Source organism: Chitinophaga rhizophila, assembly GCF_019492185.1.
Lineage (GTDB): Bacteria > Bacteroidota > Bacteroidia > Chitinophagales > Chitinophagaceae > Chitinophaga > Chitinophaga rhizophila.
On the sequence record NZ_JAICCF010000001.1, the window covers coordinates 1 to 23,431 of the forward strand.

Here is a 23,431-nt window from a genome sequence, read left to right on the forward strand (position 1 = left end):
AGCCTGGATATAATCCCCGCCTGTCTTTCAGGTAATAATGACGCTGATCCTGATCATTGATTGTACTGCGGAAGTACATCCCACTGATCTGACCCACACTATCACGCAACGCGAACACGATACAATACTTCCCAAAAGGTTTATAGGCCTGACCTCCTTCACGTTTCGTGCCCCATGGCGCGAGTAACCCCACTGACACACAACCCGATATCAACCGCTCGTCCCTGCGTGCTCCGTGATGGAACTGGGACGTATTATACCCGATCTCCAACCGGGTAGCGTCCAATCCCCTGCTTACTATATAATCCTGTGCTGGCTTACTGTTAGGTACCGCGTTTCTAAAATAGATAAACATCTGACGTAAGATATCCGAACGATCTACCGGGGGTAACGGTACCGCCGCCGATACGCCGCCTATCAGTGCTTTACATTTTAGTATCGCTTCACGCTTGGTCGTACCTTCCTTGTGCATCACGAAGTCTATCACGTCTAATGGTTTCCCATGCGTCTTACAGTTACTACTAAAACAATAACACGTATGCGTCTTGTAATACACCTGCAGGCTAGGCGTATTGTCCTCGTGGAACGGGCAGTGTAACCGCAGGTGCTTGTCGGGCTTTAACCCGTAATGCACCAGCACCTGCGATAACGTCAACTGCCGTTTAATTTCTGCTATTTCCATCCCCTGTCACCTTTTTTACCACCAGTTTGCCTTTACTCACCGTGATCTCTATCGGGTCGCCTACCTTAAACCCTGCCTCCTCCAACCATAAACCCCGGACGTTCAACCAGGGTACATTACGTCCCCTGTTCCAGTGGTTAGCTAACTCTTGATACTGACCATGCAGTTTGCCGTGTCTTACTGTTTTTGCCATGTGGATAAGTTTTTATTACTACACTTATGTAGCAAAGTAAACTCTTTTGCAGTAAATCAACAAACTTATATTTCGCACGATAATACAATAAAGCATCAAAAACAAACACACAATGACGCATATAAGTTATTTTTGCTACCACAAACAGACATCTATGTCTCAAAACAACAACTTAGGCAAGCGTATCCTTGACCTGCGTAAAGCGAAGGGATGGTCACAAACGGAACTGGCGGACAAAGTAGGTATTTCTTACGCCCAAATAGGACGCTATGAGACCAAGGGAGCACAGCCCCCTGCTGAAGTAATAAAGAATATAGCTGAGGTGCTCGATACCTCCGTGGATTTCCTACTTAATGGCAGCTCATCCGATAAGGCCAACGCAACGTTACAGGACGCTGAGGTGATCAGACATTTTAAAGACATTGAGACACTGCCAGCTGAAGATAAGGCAGCGCTGCTAAGGGTTATTTCCGCTTTTATTAGGGATGTTAAAACTAAACAAGCTTATACACATTAGTGCTTTTAAAGCTTCCTATTCCCAGATTATACTTAACGGGCCAATAAAAATAAAAAGAGGCTGTCTCAACTTTAAGCAGCCTCTTTTTATTCGGGTACCTGATGGAGTCAGATAGTCATTTGGGCGATACTGAGAACGTCATTTATTTTCGATGCACCCAATGGATCTTTCAATAGTTGTCTCAAGCAAAACGTCAAGTTTTAAACAGCATGATGCCTTTTAACCGAGGGAGGTTTATCACTCTTCTATATCCTTGAAAGAAATATATTTGTTAGGATCATCAAAAAGCCCTCTCCAGGATTTATCTGGCAAATATGTTTCCACCTCTATATCATTAAACCAACTAATAACTAATTTCGCATCGAAATCTATTAAAAATATAACATGTAATAAACCAGATCCTCTAAGAATTTGATAACTAATCCTGTACTCTTCTATTCCGCTAAAGAAATCAAGAATTTTGTCATCACTTACTACTTCCACGTTATTTCGAAACACAAACTCATCTTCACTTGGATCGTAGTCCGGATCATACGTATGCATATTGAGAATCCAATAAGCTATGGGCATTAGATACAAGCCATACTCATCTTTGTATTTAATACATCCTACAAAATACCCCTGTTCTAACTTTTCTTCTATAGTCATTTTAATGTGGTTGTTCGCGTCTACCAGTTCCAGGTATCGCGCGTTGTCTTATTTTATCAATATAAGCTTTAGGCAAGCCATAAGCACTCCTTGATTTACTTGGATCTGAAATTTGAGGTGAGTTTGGAAACTCACGCCCTTTTCTTTGTGGCACTGCATTGTTAACTATTTCATTAGCTAAACTACGTGGTATTTCAAACGAGACAATCTCTACCCCCGCTTCTGCACCACCTCTTTTTTGATAAAAATAAATTTGGTGGGCTTTATCATCTAAAGTTACAAATAACATCTCGTTGCCTCTTATCGATATTTTGCCGTCCCGACCGAATAAGACTCTTGGCTGGCTTTGGTTATCCCCCTGCCCCCCTTGTACTCTAAAAACTCTTACATCCTCCATTACTCTCGAATACCAAGCCTTATCAGTCAACGAACCGTACATCGCCGTATTATTCTGGGTATTTACAGCCATGGAAAAGCCTTCAACGCTTTTTGACTGTCCCTCATCCAGAAAAATGTTGTCTACTGCATAGAGAACCTCATTGGGATTACGCCTAATTGACTTGAAAAATTCCATCGCCCCTTCATTCCCCCTACCCTTAGATCCGGAGAAGCCTATGTAGTATTTTTTATCTCCATAGTTAATAACAGCCCTTTCTGGTATACGAGGTTCTTCGTCTCTAGTATTAAAAACACCAAAAGCTTTATAAAACCAATTTTTATTTGGTAGAAAGGTTATATTAGTTAACTTAAGAGATGCAGATCCATCATCCTTTTTTGTCAGTGTATAGTGTAATTCTTCTTCTCCATCTAAATCAATCGCCTGTATTGGTGTATTTCCCGCGAACTGATAAGGTGTATACCATGGATAGCCCTTCGTCAACGGATCCACACTCAAAAACTTCCCTATCCTCGGATCATACACCCGCATCCCATAATCCTGCTGATTCGCCTCTCCCTTCACCTCATTATCATTCTCCTTCCCGTTGAACCCATACCTATAACCCCCTAAACTCCACTTCCTATCCGGCTGCAACATCCCAAACGGATAATAATCCTGCGCTGTCAGCACCTCCGGCTCATAATGCGACCAAACGCCTCCTGAAACTGAGTCGAGCGGCTTGTCAGATATCGTCGCCAGCACATTGCCCAGATGGTTTGTCAACTCATACTCTTTCAATCCCCATCGCGTCCAGCGGACATAGCTACTATCCTGAGTGACATCCATCTCTGGCTTCCAGATACCTAACCGACTGCTTCCATATAATTGCTGCTCTTTCCAGAAAATGTCTGACTGACCATCCTTATTGCCATATACCGCTAGTGTATTTCCTTGTGCATCACGCACATACCAAGTACGATGAATGGTATCCCGGCTTGTAAAGAACTTATATACGCGGTTACCAGCTGCGTCATAACCGTATTGCAGGAGACTACCGTCTGCCTTCCTTATACGTGCGATCTTGCCATAAACAGTCCAGGTGACGGAGTCGATTCCGGCCTGCTTATCGACTACAAGATTGCCAATATTATCATAAAGATAGTTATTTGGTCCCTGTGTTTTTAAATCTTCCGTATAGGCAGTGTTATCTACACTATCTGTCACTTGCAAGAGCCTGTTATGCAACAAGTTACCGGAAGCATCCCGCGCATACACGTAGGCCAACTTGTCCATTGTTTCACCACGGGAAGCACCTCCATTACGAAGGTAACTAAGTATATTACCATTTCCGTCGTAGGTAATGTCTTCTTTATATGCTGTTCCGGCACTCAAGGCGCTCCATTTAGTAGCTTGTGGAGCTAATTGATGCTGAAGCATAGCTTTTAACCGATTCAACTGGTCATAACGATAACTGTAACCTACTGATTTATTATCGTTTATATTTTTCAATGCCAGTGTACTTCGACTGATATTTCCGTTGTATAGATCAACACCTGCTTGAGCGCTACTGTCAGCTATCCAGGACAATGGGAATGGATTTGCGGCACCAATTGGCTTATAGTCTCCCTCAAAATAGTCCAAGGCGTAGGCGTAGGCGTCCCGGGCAACATATGCGCGGTTAGTACCTTTAACCCCATCAGTTCCCATGTCCTTGTCAGGCTGCAGATAATTACCGTTGACTCCTTTCAGCCATCCCTGTAAAGTATAGGCATAGTCTACGCCTTGTGCCAGTGAAGTATTACCCAGTTCTGTTCTAGCCAACGGACCATGTAGGAAATATCGGTAGGCAGCGTCGGTATGTGCATTCTCAATATACCAATTGTCAGCTGATAAAGCCGAGATCCCTGAAACAGCTTTCGTAAGCCTGTTCTCCGCATCATACTCATAACCGTATAAAAACCTGTCGTTCTTGCCCAGCTGGTAACCGACTTTATTTACCTTACCGCTCACAAGGTCATACTGATAATCAATCTTCTTAACACCTAAACCTTGTATCTGCTGCCATAAGGTATTCACGTTTCCTAACTGATCATAACTATAGTAAGTAACCTGCTGAGGCGCCCCACTCGTGCCTTCTCTATAAGCAGTAGCCGCTACCCTCTTCCGGAGATTCTGCTGAGATGCTGCAACATCAGTATTTAATTGATTAACAGGCACATCGTAGTAAGTGCTAGTTACCTGATGCCCGTTATTGCTATATAATTCTGTCAGCGACTCTCTGCTTACAAAAGCAACTGAATCCGGATAGGTAGCACCAGCAAGTTTTTCCCCTACTTCCACTATCCTGCCCTGCGCATCATAGATCGTGTAACTCTGACGTCCCGGCACACCACCTCTTGTAGGTATTTTCTGCTCTTCATTCTGGGAAACAACCATTCGTCCAAGCATATCATTCCAGAAGTGACTCACGCCTCCATCTGGTGTACGCTGTGCCTGAATGCCGTTCAACGAATGATAAGCATAGGATGTGGCAAGCGTATGCGCTGGGTATATCGGCGCAAAACGGGCTTCCGCCGTTCCATTACTTCCTGTTGGTATGTTAAAGGTTGCCCATAGCACAAGAGAATCTCTTCCTGCTGGCGTATAAGACATACTCGGACTCAAACACGAAACCCCGGCGTTAGCCGCAATAATCTCTTCCGGCAACAAGTGGTTATACAAACGGAGGTGCCGCAATGACGCCAGGTTTTCGGGGAATACCGCACCTGTACTACTTGCCCTTAGCTCCCAGCCACATGCTCCAGTTGGAGGAGTAGTGACCGCTGCGCAACGCGTCCCATTTACATAAATTGTCCGGTTATTAGTTGTCAAACCTGTTCCCTGAATGACAATATGCGTCCATTTAGATAGCTGGCCGACTCCCGATAAGCTTACAGTAGTATGTCCGGATAGCACAATATCCGCATCGCCACCACTCAAGGCATTTGTTCTATAGATATCAAAGTTCAGATAACCGTTATCAATGCAAATATTAAACAGATATTTTTTTCCACCTGTCGTTGCCAACACCTGACTCCCACCTGAAGCTGCATTATAAATCCACATTTCCATTGCTTCATCAATACTTTGGTCAAATGCCTGCGTCAATGATACCAACACGGACTCTTTAGTATGGTTACCGGGCTTGATGGCTTCAGAACAATCTGCATCCCGCACTTCTCTCGCCGCAGCTATCTGCTTCGCAAGTGTATCATCCAAAGGATGAACACCTTCAGGTGGTATGGTTCTGATCAGATTACCAGATTGATCGTAATAGTATAAAGTATAATGATAAGTCTGCCAAGGCTCTTTCAGTAATACAGTAGGTTTATTAGATCCGCAAACTGCCAGATAATCCTTTCGGAATAATCTCATTTCCTCATCGATATAATCTCTGTATAAACTTCTTCCTGTCCTAACAGCATCCCCGATTACGACCATCAGACATGCGTACTTATCACGCGTTACATTTGCAAACACAGGCCGATTACATAACAGCATCGTTAGTGCAGTATTCGCGGCAATGGTGTCGGCATAGGTCTTATAACTACTAAATGGCAAGGTGAAGCCAAAACGGCTATTATAGAAATTGGCAACCACCATTTCGTAGTTATCATGTGTAGAATCCAGGCTATTGCCAAAATAGCTTTGCAATGCGGTCATCGCCTGCTTGAACTCAGCCGGCGTAATGCATCCCTTAGCCCCTTTTTCAAGGAAAACGGGCATTGGAACAGGCTCTTTCAGCAAATAACGACAATTAGTACACCCTGCCTGCAGCAATGCCAGTTCTGCTGAAGAGATATTCATCGCCTTACCGTACTTCTTTTTAAGATAGATATGGAAAGAATCTGATGTATTTGCAGCATTGTACTCGGCATTCAGACTTCCCAGCTGCTCGCACAGTGCAGGGTTTGTTGATGTAAGTATCTGTTCAACCACTTGTGGCTTTACATCATAAGGATACGGAGCGTCTATTAAATAGGAATTACACAGCATGTCAGGTGTAGCTCCTGTGATACCGAAAATAACATCCGAAAATGACCTGTACCCTTCCACGGTAGCTTTGTTTCCAGGAAGCGTGCTTGCGCCATTAGGATGCTCAATATCGCCTCCCAGTTTACAGAGTTCCATAAGTTTACTCTTTAAACGCCTTTGTATCGTAACATCGGTCGCCACCTGGGGACAGCCACTCAATTGTTTTATCCAGTTGTCGGCAAGCGCTTCACAATTGCTACTGATCATGTCTAGTAATGCCTTTTCACCCATAGCCTTAAGCGCAACAGTATCTGTTGTGATTGCTGGTGTAGCGTAATTTATCGCACCAATTCTGGAAGTTTTTGTTTGATAACCGACAGGGCATGTATTAATCGGCTGACCATTATTACATTGTATCTCGAATTGTAGTGTTCTTATCTGTTCAATTGTTAATGGACTTGCTAAGTTAAAAGACGAAACAGACGAAGTAAAAAATACCCGGATAACAGGCCCAAGATCGTTAAATGCTATTACTGACATTCCCTCAGGGATTTGTGGCCCTAGATATCTAAGTGTAAATGTTCTTGCACTACCGTTGTTGAGCACAGAGCTAATCTCTACACTAACTTTACTACAATCAAAACTGTTTTGATTATCGCTTCCTCCACCAACTGCCATGTTCCTGCAACTTGTGCTCAACACTCGAAGCGATGATACATCTACCGAAGAATTTATACACAATTGACCTTCAGACTGTCCCGCCGCAATCGTTAGTGTCTTAGGAGTATTAGCTGCGGTGTCATACTCAACAGGATAGTAAAGATTAAGCGTGATATTCCTTTGCAACTTGCCACCCAAATACCTAACCTTTATATTCTGCCTTACACCATCACATGAACTGGGCATTCCTTCAATCACAAAGTGAGAAATCTCCGGACAAACGGCTGTATCATAACTGAAAGGGCGACCAACTGCGCAGAAGCCACCACAATAATTGGATGAGTCCCTTAAACGCTGATAATACCTACCCTTCAATTCAAGATATTTCTCAAAATACAATCCCCATTCCCTGTCAACAATTCTACAAGCTGCTGCCGGCTGACAAGTGTTCCAGTTATCAGCTTGCTGACTCGGTATGTTATTAATATTAGTATTTCCGGTGAAATCCGCGCAGTATAACATATAGTCTACAAATTCACTCAAGGATTTCACAGCAGCACCCGATATATTTATGCCAGCGATATTCTTGGAATAATTCCTTAGATCATTGATAAACAACTGCCTATAATTCTCCCGTCCATTAAAAAGCGGATCTTTCACCGCCAGCCAATCGACTACATCACGCTTAAAAGTTGCACCACCTGAAATGATCGGAATATCAGCTACGGTTGTAGCCATGTCACGCAGATTGTTATCCCAGTTATATGAAGTTGCATTGTCCTGACAAAACTGTAACGCACAATATTCCGGATGATATTTCACAAACCGCTCTGCCCATTCATCATTCCAGTATCTGACCAGCAAGGGCAGTGTAAAGGTGCTATCATATGGAGAAGTAATATGACCATCTTCCAGCTCAAACTGCAACTTTATATAATTCTCACTATTAGAAGGTAATGGTTGGAATACAGTTCTCCAGTTGCGATATAATACATTCATATCTGCCTCTAAAACATCCCCTGCTGCTGTGAAGAGAGCATATTGCCCTCCCGGACTAACATCCATCTTCATCTTATCTTCCAGATCATCACATGGTGTAGTGTTACAGGAAAGTTTCAGTGCCGCACATTGGTTATACAACGCAGTATACAAACTGTCAATCCACGGATTAATGACAGAAGCATATCTGCTTACTGCAACACTGTCTGCCGTTAAACGCGCAATAACCATTTGCTTGAAGGTAGCACGCTCACCCAGCGACTCCTTGCAGGTTACGCAATCGTTAAAACATGCAAAGAAATCTTTCTCCAGTAATGACTTGTTAATAAATGACCATTCAGATTTCAGATTGGTATTCCTGCGGATGTAGGCTTTTGTATAGAAACTGATCGCGTCTTCGGGAATACCAAGTTCAAATCTTATATAGTATTCCCCCACTGTAAATTTAGTATTGACAGTAGTGGACACAATGCCGGCGTTTTCCATACATGAATCCAGTATGGCCCCAACCTTTATTGGTTCTTTGGAGTTATAAATCTCATTACCACAGTTGTCTGTAATATAAATCCTGCCTTCATAATAACAGTTACTACAGATATTGACGTTCTTTTCGGAATACACTCTAACCAGCCGGCTAATATCAAACCGAAGCATTACAGGCCCTTCAACGGTACTTACATGGGTAGTTGTAGCTGCAATCTGAAGTTTCGACGGATCAAACGTAAATTCCCTTTCCATCAATGTCACCGTCTGATGAACAGTATCCTGCTTTGAAGGCAACGCATCCATGTTATCCGGATTGTCACCAGCTAACGCAGTCGCAATCGTTTTACCGCTGGCATTTACATATGCTATACTAATCTGTCCGTTACCGTCAATCGTTACATTTTTCAGATAATGGGTGTAATAACCTACATCATTACCAAACAGTCTGTCCAGCTCCAACTGCACTGGTTTCCCATAAAAATATCGGGTCGCACCCTTTGCTCCTGGTTGAAACATCGGTCCGACACCACCCTGTACGCTCACCCGATTAGTATTATCCCCTGTGTATCGTGTAACAGATAATGGATAACCTTCCGCATCTGCAATGAATTTATTCTCCGGCCGTTGCGGGTCATTTAAAAACTCATTCCTCGATGAATAATACCTGGCTGCTCCCGTATCGTTGCTCAATGCCAGAGGAGTGCCAATACAAACAGCTGTATTCCCATATACGTGCCTGAAACCGTAGGAGGAATCTTTCTGAACAAGATGTAGTCCTGGGTAATATTTGAATACAGACCCCTTTAAGGGTACCGGCATGATACTAGCCAGTGGGCGTCCAAATTCATCGTATATTGACTCCTGAACAACCGCGTGATTATCAGAATTATTCACTGTTACAGTCTGCCGGTTCCTTAACGAACCATCAAAGTAGTTAACTACTTCCTTTTTCTTACCATCTTCAGCATAGACAGCACTGTATTGCCAGTTTTTACCGGATTCATGCCACGGACTATTCGCCAGTTCAATAACAGCAGATTTGATTACGCCTGCTTCCTTTATCTGATACTCCCAGGGAAATTCCTGTCGATACCCATTCTGCTGATATTGAACCGGACGTATCCGGACAATTAAGTACCGGGAATTATGAACAAGTGAAATGCTATAATACTCATGCGGCACTGTCACACGGGTAGCATTATTTCTGAACATCTTCTTTAAGACATCAGCCGACACGTTTGCTGGCTGACTATCCAAGATTCCGCCGTTATCCGATTCTTCGTCAATAAATGTCCATTCAAGGTCATATTCCTCTGCACCGGTAATTTTTTCCCAAGCCAAAGTAATGTCATACTTACTGGTGTCCACACCTGAAATCCCGCTATTTCCGTCACGGCCGATTTGTTGACGAAAAACTTCCGGCACCAGCCTTTTCCCTGGATCCAACTCATAAGAACGCTCAATAATCACCTGACTTTCCAGGCGGAAAATAGCAGGATAGTCACTTCCTAATTCTGCACTTGTAATATCATTGATCGTCACCTTCACCCTATGCCCGTTCATAAATCGATACACATCAGCATCTTTGTAAGACACCCCCGCCTTCGGATCATAGTTGATCCACAGTTTGATATGATCCTTCGTTTCAGGCTCTGCCTGTCCTGGTTGGGACCAATATTCCACTTTTAGATCTATCTCGCATTTAAACGCCTTCGGAATCACTATCCCAGAATCCCTAAATAATCCAAATGTGAGGATATTACTAACTGTGCGATGATGAAGCTTGGACCATTCAAAGTCCGTGTTATCAAACTTCTCATCCTTTAACAGTAAAGTATCTCCTTTTTTCAGTCTTCCCTGAATCTGATGCTGGTAGGTTTCAACAGCATTATATGCCATCACACGACCGGCTGTAGCCGAAAAACCGGCTACACACAGGAGACATATTAATATTTTAGCGTAAACAACACGCATAATGTTATCAAAATTGAGGTTAACACTTAGTCATTAATCAAATCGTAGTCACTTAACCTTGCAGCCGGGGCTATACCTCCATTTATAAAGGTTATATACCTTTCCTTCCGCAACAGCTCTTTTCTCACCACACCCAGTTCCCAATTACTTATTGTAACTTTTAGAATCTTATCCCTTGACGGATCAGTCATTGCCTGCGGATTTGTCATCCGCATTACAGAGCTTCTGATAATGTTGAGTGAGTCAAAAGAAACACTGTAGGCTCTGCAACTGGCGTGCGAAGGATTATTCAATGAAATTGTAGTAAGTCTGCCGACCGTTTCCCTGCTCACACTATATGATTCATGTGACAGGAAATCAACTTCCGCTTTTACCGGTACCCTTATCGGTTTCATCACCTCCTTCGGACGCGACAGAAATATTTTTTTTACATCGTGTGCAATAACAATATAAGCGTCTGTTAAAGAGATGATCTCCTGCCGGTTAAATTGATAATATGCCTGATTGCCCTGACGGGTATAAGAGAACGCAGATTGTAGTCCAGCCGTGCTATCAGCAACATCCTGTCCTTCCACAGATCCATCTATAGTCAAGACCGTCATCGTATCCATAGCATGCATAACCTGGGATAACTCCTCAATGATCGCTTTGTCCTGCTCATCGATCCCAGCAATCTCCTCTTGCGGCAGCTCAACTGGTGCGTCCTTTTTAAACTGCTCGCGTAACGCAGGTATCGAAGCAAAGGCCCCGGCAGTTATCAATATGATAACTACCGGAACAATGATCTTTATATATTTAAATAATAACTTCATAGTATAGGAATAAGATTTTTATGGTTTGGATTTACGATATGCCGACCGGCTTTCTTTGATCGTCATGATTCCCCGCTCAGTCTCTTTCTTCACTCGCACAAGTGAACCCTCGTCGTCATATTCATAGAACGTTGCATAATTATTTTCATCCAGCTCTGCCATTACCCGCTGCGTAGTGTCGTCATAGCTGAAGGTTTTTAGTTGTCCGTCGTATGGGAAAATCCGTATATCATCCAGGTTACAGCCACTTCCCTGAAGCTTCATGTTGATAACTGCAAGATTTGCAGACTGGGTATATTCCGCCAGATTCAATACACCTTCTACCAGCTTCCAGCCCTCTACAACGGCTACCTTTTTCAGTTCAACCTGCTTATCATTGACAATCACGCTGATTCCTGGTCCACCTGCCGGCGCGTTATCCTTCACCCAGGCAGAGAAAATGTACCTGCTACCTGTCACCGGACAAAAGCCCCTCAATCCAAGCCAACCATCCGCCTTACGTCGATATTCACCACTAGCATTATTTTCCAGGTAAATACCAGGCATATGATGATAGGTGAAAGCATGTGTTTTCAGGTCGATTGAACCATTCAACTTCAGACTATAGTTGCCACTATGCGCCTCATTACTGTCTATTGCAACGGTATTTCCTCCCTTGTCAATCAGCTTTCCGATATTAAATTCATCTGGATCACATACTGGTAATGCACCCAGTTGCCTGTTAAACTTGTAATCCTCCAGACCCTCGTAGAATATTTCACGCTGACGCATATTAGCGCCTACGGCAACAGGCAATGTTGATTTATATCCATATCTGGCAGCACTATAAAGATCAAGCGCGTTTTTTGTCTCCAATTCCTGAGAATATGGATCATACAATGTCATTGTATTGGATGTCACCCACTCTACATTATCTGCAATGCTCCAGCCGCTATTATACACCCAGAATGCGCGGAATTTTCCATATGCGCCACTGGTACGTACGCCGGCTCCCTGAACTGGCGTCTTATTGATCAGATCCTGACCTGTACGGCTAGTTAACCATCCCATCTGCTTATAAGGCAACCAGTTACCGAGATAGCCCAGTAGATAAGGATTGAGGGAGTTATCCAATGGCATCGGCGGACAAGAGAAGTTTCCGGAACAAACATCTATCGGGCCGGAAGCACATGAATAGCGACGCTTAATAATCTGACCAGACACATCGTCCTTCAGATAAGTGTCCACCTGCGTTTGATTTCTTAAATTGGCTGTTGTAAACAGTATTTTAAGATCTGACAAACGCACTGCCCGCAGCATATCATAAACGGAATTATCATACAATTCAAGCGCTACCGAATAATCGCCGCCTTTGTCCATCGCTTCTATTGTAAGCACATGTTGGCCCGCTGTCAGATAAACCGGGTATACTCGCCAGCTGGTGAAAGGTGTAACGTCAACACTATGTGTCATCATCAACTCTCTTGTGAGCTTACCATCAATGAATACCCTCATCTGGTTATCTACAGCCATACCCATATAGTACACTTTGCTTTCCGGAACAGTGATACACCTATTGATACCAATCCACTGATTCATGTACGGCCCTCCGGAAAACCATATACCAGCATCATTTAAACGGCCACATGCAGAACTTGCTGAAGCATTAACAGCTAATGATTTTGCCATTGATGAGTCCCTCGCCACAGCCATTCCTGATACAGCAGTTCTTGCGCCCGCGCCGCCACCAGTACCACATGGTGCCCAGGGTCCACTGGCCGACCGGCCGACCTCATTGCCCTTCAAATCATAAAACCAAGCGCCATTTTCGCCAAATCTGTTGTACTGTTTACCTGCTGTAATTGCCAACCCGCCTGCAGACATATCTTCTTGTACTTTCGGTATGCAGGTAAGTCCATCCGCGCTACGCGTATACCCCTCAGGACAGCTACCTTTCTCTGCATATCCACAGTTAACGGGACCATCGCACAGATCAGGATTTTTGCCTGTTGCACAAGTATAATTAGCCCAGCCTATAGCACCGTTTTCTCCGTTCCTGACAAAAAGTAATGCATCCGGGTCGTTCTTGAGGAACTCAGTGGAGTACAGCCTTTTCTCAAGAATGGAAGGACTGGTACCGGCAAAGAGTACCTGTTTTGAAGCAACATACAGTTCAAAACCCATAGCTTGTGAAGCTCTGGCAGTGGATGCCTCTATTCTGAATATATGCTTGCCCTTGCTCAAATGCAGGCTCCTGATGTTCCAGGAACTGATATTGTCGGAACCATTATCGAAGTGGTAATATGGCATGCCGTCAATGAATATCTTCATACTCTGATCAGCGGCATGGCCTATAAATACGTCTTCGTCAGTATCTATCGTTATACACTTTTCAAAGCCCCACCAATGGTAATTCGGGGTGACGTCATTCATCCAAACACCGACATTTCGTAATCTATTGGTCCAAATCGGTGCTAGACTCCTTTCCGCATCACCTACGTTACTGGTATCCGCAAAAAAGATCCCACCATGCACACCGTAATTAGCAAGCTGGCTACCTTTGATAACCTCATGCGCTCTGTTGACGTTGGGTGCCAGGTAACATCGGCCATCAGCACTTTCCTGATAGCCCGGAGGACAGCTAACCATACTACAATCAGCGGCCTGCCCCCATGCCTCATCATATAAAACGGCGGTTGCGTTGATGACCTTGTACTTGGCAAGATCACCAGCACCGAGCAGTACAAGTTTGTTACCTATTACCGGATTTTTCAAACTCGTAATCGCTGTAGCCGGAGCTGACAGTATATTACGGTAGCCTGATCGGCATACTTTGAAAGGCCCCTTTAATCCTTTCGCCAAACGTCCCGTGCGCTCAATTACACGTAGTGAGCTGCCTTGGGAAGCAGGTGTTTTGATAACCCAGGATCTAAATCCGGTAGCAGTATTAATCAACTCGTCACCGGGAGCTAGAAACGGTCTGAATTTAGCGTCTGGCAGACCATCATTATCGGTAGTAAATTCCGGGAACACTGTACCCAGCGTTTTATAAGCCATGCCCATACCCTCATACATCCAGTACGCAGGTATGTTAAGACTGTAAACGGGATCCTCGAACTCGTTCTCGGATTGTGTTAACACCGGCTCCCCGGAATATTTGTCGAACAACAGATACGATGCTGTGGTTGACGAACCATTAATAATCTTCCTGACAGCTTTAACTACCCCGGAATATTCTACCGTCTTTAAAACAGACGCAGATCTGAATAAACGGTAATCGTCATTTATTGCCAATGGAAAATGAAATATTGGTAAAGTATAGGTAAAGAAAGGAATGATATCGACACCAAAATTTACACTTTGTCCGGTATTCTTCATTTCGGACTCCTGCATGTCACTGAAAACATCGATATCACGGCCTATTACCTGATCACGGCTGATTGTACCAGTATAATCAACTACATCTACAATGTTTTTCAACCGTTTTGCACCTCCCGCCTCTTCGTCATTATATGAATATTCGGTCGATGCAATTTCTTGCCCCTTTTGATTATAAACACGTTCAGCTTTACTCTTACCATGCATATCATTCAGAAAAATAGTATACCCCTGAGACATACTCATTTCGTAGACAGACATGCCGCCAAAAAAACTGGACCATGAATCAGGATTGTGTACATATTTCTGCAAAGGAGTCTGACGCAAATACACCGGATACTCCTTGGCTGTATAGAACTCATAACTCAACCAGCCGGTTTTATTTAGCGGGTCAGGAATACCATCCGCACCGAGACTTCTAACTTTTACTTCACGGTAACCCACCTGTGGAGAGGGATATAGCGTCTCTCCAAATGGCTCTTCCATATAGAAAAAGTTATCCAGGCTCCATTTAACGCTTTGCGCGTATTTTAATGGCTGACGTAATGGATTTTCATCACTGCCAATCATAGGTTCATAAGCAGCCACTCCGCTACTGATTACCTGCGTGCCCCTGGTAGTAGTATAATCATATTCCTGGCCATATACTGCATTCCGCTGACTATCAACCATACTACTCCACTCATCACTCATACGAATACGCTTCACACGAGATCCACCACCTAGTTTCTTTCCATCAAGCTTACCGATGCGGGCATAACTCTTACCTAGCTTTATATTAGTAGCCCAACGCTTGGACAAAGACTTACTAACAAACGGCTGCCACAATTCTGAAAGATTGCCGAAAGCATTTCCGAGAGCACGCACAATTGATTCAACATCCGTTTCGCCTTTTATCCTGTTATTAAATCCAGGATACACGTAACGCGGATAATCAAGCCTCATACGCTGCCACGTAGCACTTGCAAAAGGATTTGCCTTCACTCCCTCTACCGTATCATCTTCAAATCTTACTCTAGCCACACCGTTAGCGACATTGACATCCTTAATACGGGCATAGCATGGGATATAGTCGTAGTAAGCTTCGTCGGTAGATAATACCTTATTCGATACGTTCACGTACAACTTCATATAAAGATATTCTTCCCCGTTCAGACACTTTTCTTTGAATACTTCCCTATCCGTAGTTGTCAACCCGACATTGTCCACCTTAATATCGAATGATCTGGCATTTACAAGATTGGCAGTAGGTTTTCCATCTCCATCAAACATACCCGTAATGGCCGACATCACTGTCGCCTTTTTATCCTGTACATAAGCATAATCATCAGATTCATAATCGACGTGAATCACACCGCCTGTAGGAAGCTTAATCTTTGACAGATGCCATGTACCTGCAAAGCTTGCAGCCATATCAACGCGCTGTGTCGCATATGGAAACTCATCATTACGCATCTGCGGAAAACCACCTGCAATGTTGGCAAATCGTGGCTTGTAAGATCCCCATCTATCAACGGACAGAAAGTTGTAGGATGCATTAGTAGCATACGTAAATTCATACGGATGGTGCTTTCCTTTTGTCGAACTGGCATACCGGAAATAAACCGACTTCAGCGTTAATTTTCCCTTATTATCAAGTGAATTAGGAACGTTCGGACACAAAGAATAGTCATAATCAAAAACGACCGTTTTAATCGGTGTGATCAGATTATTTTTCGAGTACAGCCGAATTTCCTTCAATACCTGCTGCTTAGTCAGCGTGTCCCGATTACCCAGCCAGTCTGCACCAATAGCGTCTCTCCTGTCTTCAGTGATAAAATAGGCGACCATTGTTTTAGACTCAATTGAATGCAGATACCACAATTCTTTTTGTCCGCAAACAAACGATGCCTTGTCATCATCCGGGTCTGCCTGTAAATTCTTATTGAACTGGGCCTGTTTTGAATTTACAGTGTAAGGTGAACGCCAATGGAAGTCGCGTTTTACTTTAGAATAATTAAATTTAAACGCAGTTCCGCGATCATCTTCTGTAATACCATCGCCTGTCATATCAACGTAATCAGGAGACAAAATTCCTGTAAGCATATAAGAGCTTGCATAGGCAGGCTGAGATTCCTTATGATAATATTCATCCACGGAGTTATTGTTCCGCCCCATATCCTTATGCTCAATCTTCCCATCTGCCCTTACATCAAAGCTGGCAAGTCCACTTGCTGTATCAAGTTTGCGCGCGTGAGAAGCGAACGAATATTCATCCTGTCTAATATTATATACTGGCAGACCATATACTAACCTTTTACCATCATCGCCAGTTACAGTCATTTCTGAAATATGATTCCTCCTACGATAATTATCAATACGGGAAATCGTATCAAATGCCATGTGAGCTCCCGTTGGCTGGAACTTAGCGCCGGCCAGTCTGTTTAACGGATAGTTACGGATTTGCTTCTCCAAGCCTGTACGCATGGCTTCTGCGGCTGTGAGATACATTACACCCGTACGCCTTAGCTGTCGGCCATCTCTTTTATAAGATTTATCCACTACAAGCTCTCTGTCAGCGGATGTCTTCAAAAATTCCTGTGCTTCTTTTCCTTTAATGGGAATACTTATTGCCTCCTCACCGGAAATTTTCTCAAGAAACCTTTCATCATCCACATGTTTCTCACCTGTTTGCCGGAAGTAAGCATGCTCTTCTTCTAATGTCTCTACTTCAGCAAAGTCGCCTTTGGGAAGAAATTTGTTTTTATTTTTCCATTTCCCGTTTTTGTTTACAATATCCTGATAATATACATTGACACCCATATGAAGAAATTTGCCCACTCCATATTCCGCGCTTAATGATTGATTATCAGACACCTCTCCGGAAGCATTATCAAACAATACACCACTACTCATCCGTGACAATCGGAGCTGGCCACCACCTAACTGACTGCTATAAGAAAATACATCTGGGGTTGCAATAGGTACAGGTGTATTGTTTAATTCAGGAACAACCGGGTTATTCTTTTCCCTCATAAAATCCATTAATGCATCGGGTGCTTTACTACCCTTATGTGCATATAAGAACCCAAACGCCCGATTATTCTGCTTTTCATTCCGGACCTCCCGCTTAGATATATAACCAGTAGCACCTACTCCCCCAAAAACACCAAAAGCAGCACCTCCGAAGTCACCGCTGTAAGTAGCATTGGTTGACTTAAATGACATAGCCGCCTGAGGATAAAAAGTTGGCGTATTATAGTTGATCGTCGCACCATTGTGATGCTGAGACCCCTTATCTATGGAATAGGAAGTGGAGAGTGACAGACTCTTTAATCCCTGTCTTGTATTATAACTTGTCGCCAGCGAGGTGCTGGCACTTATTGTATGATCCTCTTCATCTTCCGCTCTGGCCGACAATGATACGTTTGGTGTAACTGTCACGCCGTCCGAAGTATTTGAATTGAGTCCAACTCCCGCACCGGCACCGAAGCCTGGTAAATGTTTACCAAGACTTAATAAAGAAATGGATATACCTGCGTTCGCACCAAACTCTGCACCGTACCCAGTATAGTTGTCATTGAAGATCCCAAGAGAAAGTGAACCGCTTACCTTTGTTCCACCCTCTGTTCCCTCCTCTGTTCCACCCTTCTTTCCACTACCAAATAATTCTCCTCTTACCATTACCTTACCGCCTCCTGTAATCTTAGGCTTCATATAATTCTCGCTCCTCACTGTATCACCGTCACTATCATCTGCAATACCACGTAATTGCCTGTTCATAGCACCTGCGTTCAGGTTCCAGCCCAAACCAACCCAGCTGGCCTCATCATCCATGCCGACACCTGATTTGTAGTTGAGGTTTACAGGATAACCGCCTACATCCAGCAGGGGAATATTGTATTGAAAATCACCGGAGAACAGGTCCACCATATCACTGGTTCCTGCCGCTTCAAACTGTTTTGCCTCTGGCTGTACCGGACCGGACGTCAATGCCCAGGCAACTGTCGGGGTTAAACCCTGTATTACTAATAACCCCAGGAAAAAACAGGCGATCCGAATCCGGCCACGCTTTGTTCTTACTTTCATATCTTCAGACTTAATGAGTCAATGTGATTAATTGCATTCCCTGACAATGGGAATGATATATATTGCTGGGTAAACAACCAGTCCCTGAACAACAACTTACTCTCTACGTTCCGTAGTACTGATTGCTTGTCAAATACCAGCATGTATTCTGCACCATTCAGCGTACCATTAGCAATCCTGGTTGCATCTACCGGAATAATGGTGTCAACGCCAGAAACTATGGCAAACAGACTGTCAAGTCCGTAGCTAAATGCAGGGGTAGTAGTCCCCTTTACAGGTGTACCGGACGCATTCAAAATATTCATCCGGAAATATACCAGCGAAGTATCCGCATTACTACCTTCGGGCGGCATGTATTGCAACCTGAACACGTAATCATTTACCTGCTTTTCCTGCAAAAGATTATTCTCTTTCACCGATTGCATCATCTCTTTCCTACTGGCACCGCATGCGCTAAATACAAATAAGGCGCATACTGCGATTATCTGTTTCATCATTCCTCCGGTTGTTTATAGATAAATCTCAATTGTTTACTCTCACCTGACGGCAGCTTCACATCCATTATGTAGAAATAACCGTCCACAAACCCGTTCCTGTCAGATAATGATATTGTTATCTGATTCATGCCTCTGCCTACTTTCACAACCGGAAGCTTTTTAGGAGCCTGGTCAGGTTTGGTGAGACATTGGATACTATACTGCAGCTTCGATTCTGCATAAGTATTGTTGAAAGCAAATAATATCTGCCCCCTGGCCATGTAAAAGTTACCCTTCGTCAGGTCTTCCAGATTTCTATAAGCATCCGGAGATACTTCTGCCGGTGCCTTCTCGCAGGAAACTGTAAAGTCCCATATTTCAGATTCCGCCAACAGCAATTCATTCTTATATGCCGATACCTGCCATGCATACGTTTTATCTTCTGTCAGCTGATTAGCCAGCGACGGATAAATCAGCATAGGCATAGGTATCTGACGTTGATTAATGATAGCCAGGTTCATCCTCAAGGCTTCCGCCCGTTGCTGTCCCTCTTTTACTTCTACTAGCAACAGCCGGTACATTACTCCGTTTACTGCCGGTATCAGTGGCTGCCAGGAAAGTGTAGGCCGCTTGTCACAGATCTGATCTCCATCATATGGCTGAATCAACTGCATAGCACTAAACGGCTGCAATTCGTAGCTGAAACATTGCTCCTCAAGTAATCCACTGCTATGACCACTTCCTTCGTATAACTGGAAACAGTAATCATAGTCTCCTTCAGCAAAAAATCCACTCTGCCTGGCTACCGTCGCTATCCTGCTGTTGCCAAATGTTACACCCGCGTTATACACTGCCCCTGGAGGCACAGTATTCATACCTGGCAATAGCTCAAAAGGAGCTGTTTTAATAATCACCACTGCTCCGGATTTTGCTTCCGTAACAGTTATCACAAGGTTGACTGATTGTCTGCCACCCGGATTGGCCATGCGCACCTTATAAATATTTTCTACCGTGCGCCCCTGGATCTCCGGCATAAAAGAGAACGTGATCTGTGCTTTCAGCGGTAACAAGACGCTAAGTAACAGCCCAGTTAATATTATGCTGTATCTGTTCATTTGCTGTTAGTTTATCTGGTAATGCAAAGACATTGCTGTATTAAATCTGCCATAGTAATAGTTGGCAGCTGTATTTCTGATATTATGGCGTCCATCTGCCGACATACTCACACTCCATCTTTTCAGCAGCTGTGCCGCAACCTGCTGACGAAGGCCCACTTGTGTCACGATCTCTTTACTATCCATGTACACCAGCGTGCTGCTGCACGACAGCTTCCATAACATATACTGGTAACCACCTTCTGTGTTCAGCAGATTGTTATATACTGCTGCATTATTTAAGTCCCGGCTATATAATACACTTACCATGAACATCCCCGGGCCAGCCATCCATGTCTGCATCGATGATACGTTCACGAAGAGGCTCTTGATCGGCATCTCCGGTTGCAGATAATTCAACTGCTGTAAGCCGATACTGCTGCTATTGCTGAAAGATTTGCCAGCAATTTTCCCGTTCGCCTGGCTCATAAACGACAGCTTCCGGTTGAGGAATGCTGTTTGTTGTTTTCCGTCAGACATCTCATTCAGCGAATGCTGTAAGAGATTCATGCTAAGTGAAAACCGGCGGGTAAAACGATAACGTCCATCAAATGCATACTGCATACTGCGGCGTTTATCATCGCTCAGCGGAGATACTGCCAGATTACGAATGTCCGTTCTCACACTCACCATTGCCCTGTTTTTTAACCAGTTGCGTTTAACATGTAACCCATACTGAAATGTGCCTCTGCTGGCGAAAGGCGCTCCTGGATTCACATATCCCAGCCCGGCGTAATTGACGTACACCTTATGTGACAAACCGAGTTTCTTAACGTCGCCATTGTAGGCCATACCAATGGCAGCTGTGGCCCATATGTCATTCATGAATTGTCCGGCCGCAGACTTAGACACGGATGCAGCATCCTGTGCATTTGTCCCGAATTGTCCCGACGACTTCGACAATTCGAGATCCAGCGTACCGAGATCGCCAAGGCTCAATTGTTTGGAAACAGCGCCAACAAATATGTTCCGGCTGATTGCACTGGTACTGAAACCATACTGCTGGTTTGGTTTTGCATTTGCGTTTAACACCGACACATGGCTTTGACGCTTACCAATATCGCCTCTGCCGATACGGAGAAATTGCATGCTATAAGCGGCATTTCCTGTCGCAGATTGAAGCCCTACATCCTGGATTCCCATCTCTTTGGACTTACCCATTCCCAGCATGATGAACTTATTTCCTTTAAGGAATGAACCCATTGCACCTGTCATAAACAGATCCGACACACTGCCTTTGCTGGCATCAGCTCCAATACTTCCTACTCTCAATGCTTTCATATGCATCATCAGTCGTTGCAAAGGTCCCAATTGCATGAGGCGGTCGGCCATATTTGCAGTGTTACCAGGGTCTTTCATCCAATCAGTCACATTTTGTGTTACCTCCCGCTGGCTGCCAAGCACCTTGTTCATCTCTTTTACACCGCCAAGTTGCTTTTTAAGCGACATAACACGCTGATAGTATCCGGAAGCAGTATCACCATTCCTTTGCAGCACATTATTCAGCTGCACACTATCCAGGTACATCAGTTGCTCCACAGATAAGGTGTTACTTAAACTATCCTTCCCCTTCATGGTTGCCAACTGTTGCGCTACATATTGTTTCATTCCAGCTTTGATATCCAGATCTTCCAGAAAATACTTCTGTAGATCATACTTCTTCTGCAGCTGCTGGTTAATTTTATCAAGATATGCTTCCCTGTCAAATGAAATTTTCGCAAATTGTGCAGGTTGCAATGCAGCATGCGCATAATCGTAACCTGATAGTGTCGAATAGTTCAGCTGAAACGGAATGCTTCCGATAGAGAACACATCGCTTATCAGCCCTTCATTCCACCAACCTGACATCGCGCCGGTTGAGTCGCTGTATGTAGAAGTCCATGAAGCCCCTTTCAGCTTGTTTTCAGGCTTACCGGGAAGGGTAAAGCTGCCAGGCGACTGACGGTCACGCAACGCATAAAATCCCCGTAGCTTATTATTGATGTACTGTAACTTCCTGGTACTATCCTTCATATTGTCGAATACGCGCTGCATACCAGAGATACCGACATTTGTCTTACCTGCACGCATGTATCCGGTAAATTGCGATCGCGCACTCGTATGCAAACCGCCCAGACCAAGTCTGTCGAATGGAAGCGTGTTAACCATACTATCACCAGGCATTGTGTTCACAACCTGACGATTAATAGCGTTCACAAGGGCTGTTTTTATTGCCGGCCGCTCCATCACATCCTGATCAATCGTTAAAGGCACAGTATCAGTTGGAGGCATCATGTATGCTTCCAGCATCACCAATCTATTTTCCCTTTGAGCAAGCAACTTTCTGTTTTGAGCAATAAGCTTTTCCTGCGCAGCCATTTCTTTCTCCTGATCGATCAGGTGAATTGTCAGCTCTTCAATCTTCTGCAACAATTTCACCTGCATGTCGCCCAGATTCTGTCCTTCTGCACATATCTCATCTCTGGAAGGAATATCCGGCAGGTGCTTATACTGCGCGATATAAGCTGCTACCTCCCGCAACGGGCGCAGTTGATAAGACACATCGAAAACATGATCTGCCCAGTTATTAAGGGTAACCTTGGTATTGTCTGACCTGATGTCACCATTAACTGCCAATTGTGGCCGCAACATAGTCGAAGGCGTACCGGTAGTACCGATACCGACAAAGCCACTGATCTGGCGGATATACATCAAAGATTTCTGCTGATTTGAATTATAAAACTCCCATCCTGCAGTAATATCGTTTGATGTACATTCAAATCGCATCGTAGCCATATTGGCAACGGAAGGCTTAAGGAAGTGTACCCTCACGTTACCAGACCTGGGGTCAACATTAAATGCCAGGCCGTCTCTGTTCCGGATTTCAACAGGGTTTGTTGTCGAATTACCCTGATCCGTCACGGCCTGTAATGTTGGGGTCTGAGAAAAACCATCTGATACTGCCAGCAATAATGCGGCAATCAGAAAGATTCTAAAATTATTCATAGATATAGGGATCGATTTGTCTGATAA

General features: G+C 44.1%; 10 protein-coding genes. 1 reads left to right on the forward strand and 9 read right to left on the reverse strand.

Annotated elements, in window-relative coordinates; all coding sequences use genetic code 11:
* The coding region (locus K1Y79_RS00005) for a CHC2 zinc finger domain-containing protein (RefSeq protein ID WP_236059428.1) at window positions 1-682 on the reverse strand (682 nt) is incomplete at its 3' end.
* Window positions 663-875, reverse strand: a complete 213-nt coding sequence (locus tag K1Y79_RS00010; RefSeq protein WP_220247939.1) for a SymE family type I addiction module toxin — start codon at window positions 873-875, stop codon at window positions 663-665. The genes K1Y79_RS00005 and K1Y79_RS00010, both read right to left, overlap by 20 nt.
* A 154-nt stretch (window positions 876-1,029) precedes the next feature.
* On the opposite strand from K1Y79_RS00010, the gene K1Y79_RS00015 reads away from it, so the two are divergent.
* Window positions 1,030-1,392 (forward strand): helix-turn-helix domain-containing protein, encoded by a 363-nt coding sequence (locus K1Y79_RS00015; protein WP_220247940.1) that lies wholly within the window; start codon window positions 1,030-1,032, stop codon window positions 1,390-1,392.
* A 237-nt stretch (window positions 1,393-1,629) separates the two neighbouring features.
* On the opposite strand, the gene K1Y79_RS00020 is transcribed toward K1Y79_RS00015, so the two are convergent.
* Genes K1Y79_RS00020 through K1Y79_RS00050 form a run of 7 tightly spaced genes read right to left on the reverse strand, consistent with a single transcriptional unit; the run spans window position 1,630 to window position 23,404 of the window.
* The gene (locus K1Y79_RS00020) at window positions 1,630-2,040 is read right to left on the reverse strand and encodes a hypothetical protein (protein WP_220247941.1); all 411 of its coding nucleotides are present in this window, start codon (window positions 2,038-2,040) and stop codon (window positions 1,630-1,632) included.
* Between the two features lies 1 nt (window position 2,041).
* Entirely contained in the window at window positions 2,042-10,552 is an 8,511-nt protein-coding gene (locus K1Y79_RS00025; protein ID WP_220247942.1) for an RHS repeat-associated core domain-containing protein, read from the reverse strand.
* Between the two features lie 26 nt (window positions 10,553-10,578).
* A complete protein-coding gene (locus K1Y79_RS00030; protein WP_220247943.1) occupies window positions 10,579-11,364 on the reverse strand; it encodes a hypothetical protein in 786 nt (261 codons plus the stop codon).
* 18 nt (window positions 11,365-11,382) lie between these two features.
* On the reverse strand, window positions 11,383-18,789 hold the full coding sequence (locus K1Y79_RS00035; RefSeq protein ID WP_220247944.1) for a PA14 domain-containing protein: 7,407 nt from the start codon (window positions 18,787-18,789) through the stop codon (window positions 11,383-11,385).
* Window positions 18,786-19,286: a hypothetical protein gene (locus K1Y79_RS00040; protein ID WP_220247945.1), complete on the reverse strand. Its 501-nt coding sequence runs from the start codon at window positions 19,284-19,286 to the stop codon at window positions 18,786-18,788. The genes K1Y79_RS00035 and K1Y79_RS00040 overlap by 4 nt, the downstream gene beginning before the upstream one ends.
* Window positions 19,283-20,380, reverse strand: a complete 1,098-nt coding sequence (locus tag K1Y79_RS00045) for a hypothetical protein (RefSeq protein WP_220247946.1) — start codon at window positions 20,378-20,380, stop codon at window positions 19,283-19,285. Before K1Y79_RS00045 ends, K1Y79_RS00040 begins: the two co-directional genes overlap by 4 nt.
* Before the next feature lie 6 nt (window positions 20,381-20,386).
* A complete protein-coding gene (locus K1Y79_RS00050; RefSeq protein ID WP_220247947.1) occupies window positions 20,387-23,404 on the reverse strand; it encodes a hypothetical protein in 3,018 nt (1,005 codons plus the stop codon).
* Window positions 23,405-23,431 lie beyond the last annotated feature (27 nt).

Coding starts and splice junctions, on each gene's coding strand:
- K1Y79_RS00030 (WP_220247943.1), bottom strand. CDS start 11,364: ATGAAGTTATTATTTAAATATATAAAGATCATTGTTCCGGTAGTTATC.
- K1Y79_RS00015 (WP_220247940.1), top strand. CDS start 1,030: ATGTCTCAAAACAACAACTTAGGCAAGCGTATCCTTGACCTGCGTAAA.
- K1Y79_RS00045 (WP_220247946.1), bottom strand. CDS start 20,380: ATGAACAGATACAGCATAATATTAACTGGGCTGTTACTTAGCGTCTTG.
- K1Y79_RS00040 (WP_220247945.1), bottom strand. CDS start 19,286: ATGATGAAACAGATAATCGCAGTATGCGCCTTATTTGTATTTAGCGCA.
- K1Y79_RS00020 (WP_220247941.1), bottom strand. CDS start 2,040: ATGACTATAGAAGAAAAGTTAGAACAGGGGTATTTTGTAGGATGTATT.
- K1Y79_RS00050 (WP_220247947.1), bottom strand. CDS start 23,404: ATGAATAATTTTAGAATCTTTCTGATTGCCGCATTATTGCTGGCAGTA.
- K1Y79_RS00025 (WP_220247942.1), bottom strand. CDS start 10,552: ATGCGTGTTGTTTACGCTAAAATATTAATATGTCTCCTGTGTGTAGCC.
- K1Y79_RS00010 (WP_220247939.1), bottom strand. CDS start 875: ATGGCAAAAACAGTAAGACACGGCAAACTGCATGGTCAGTATCAAGAG.
- K1Y79_RS00035 (WP_220247944.1), bottom strand. CDS start 18,789: ATGAAAGTAAGAACAAAGCGTGGCCGGATTCGGATCGCCTGTTTTTTC.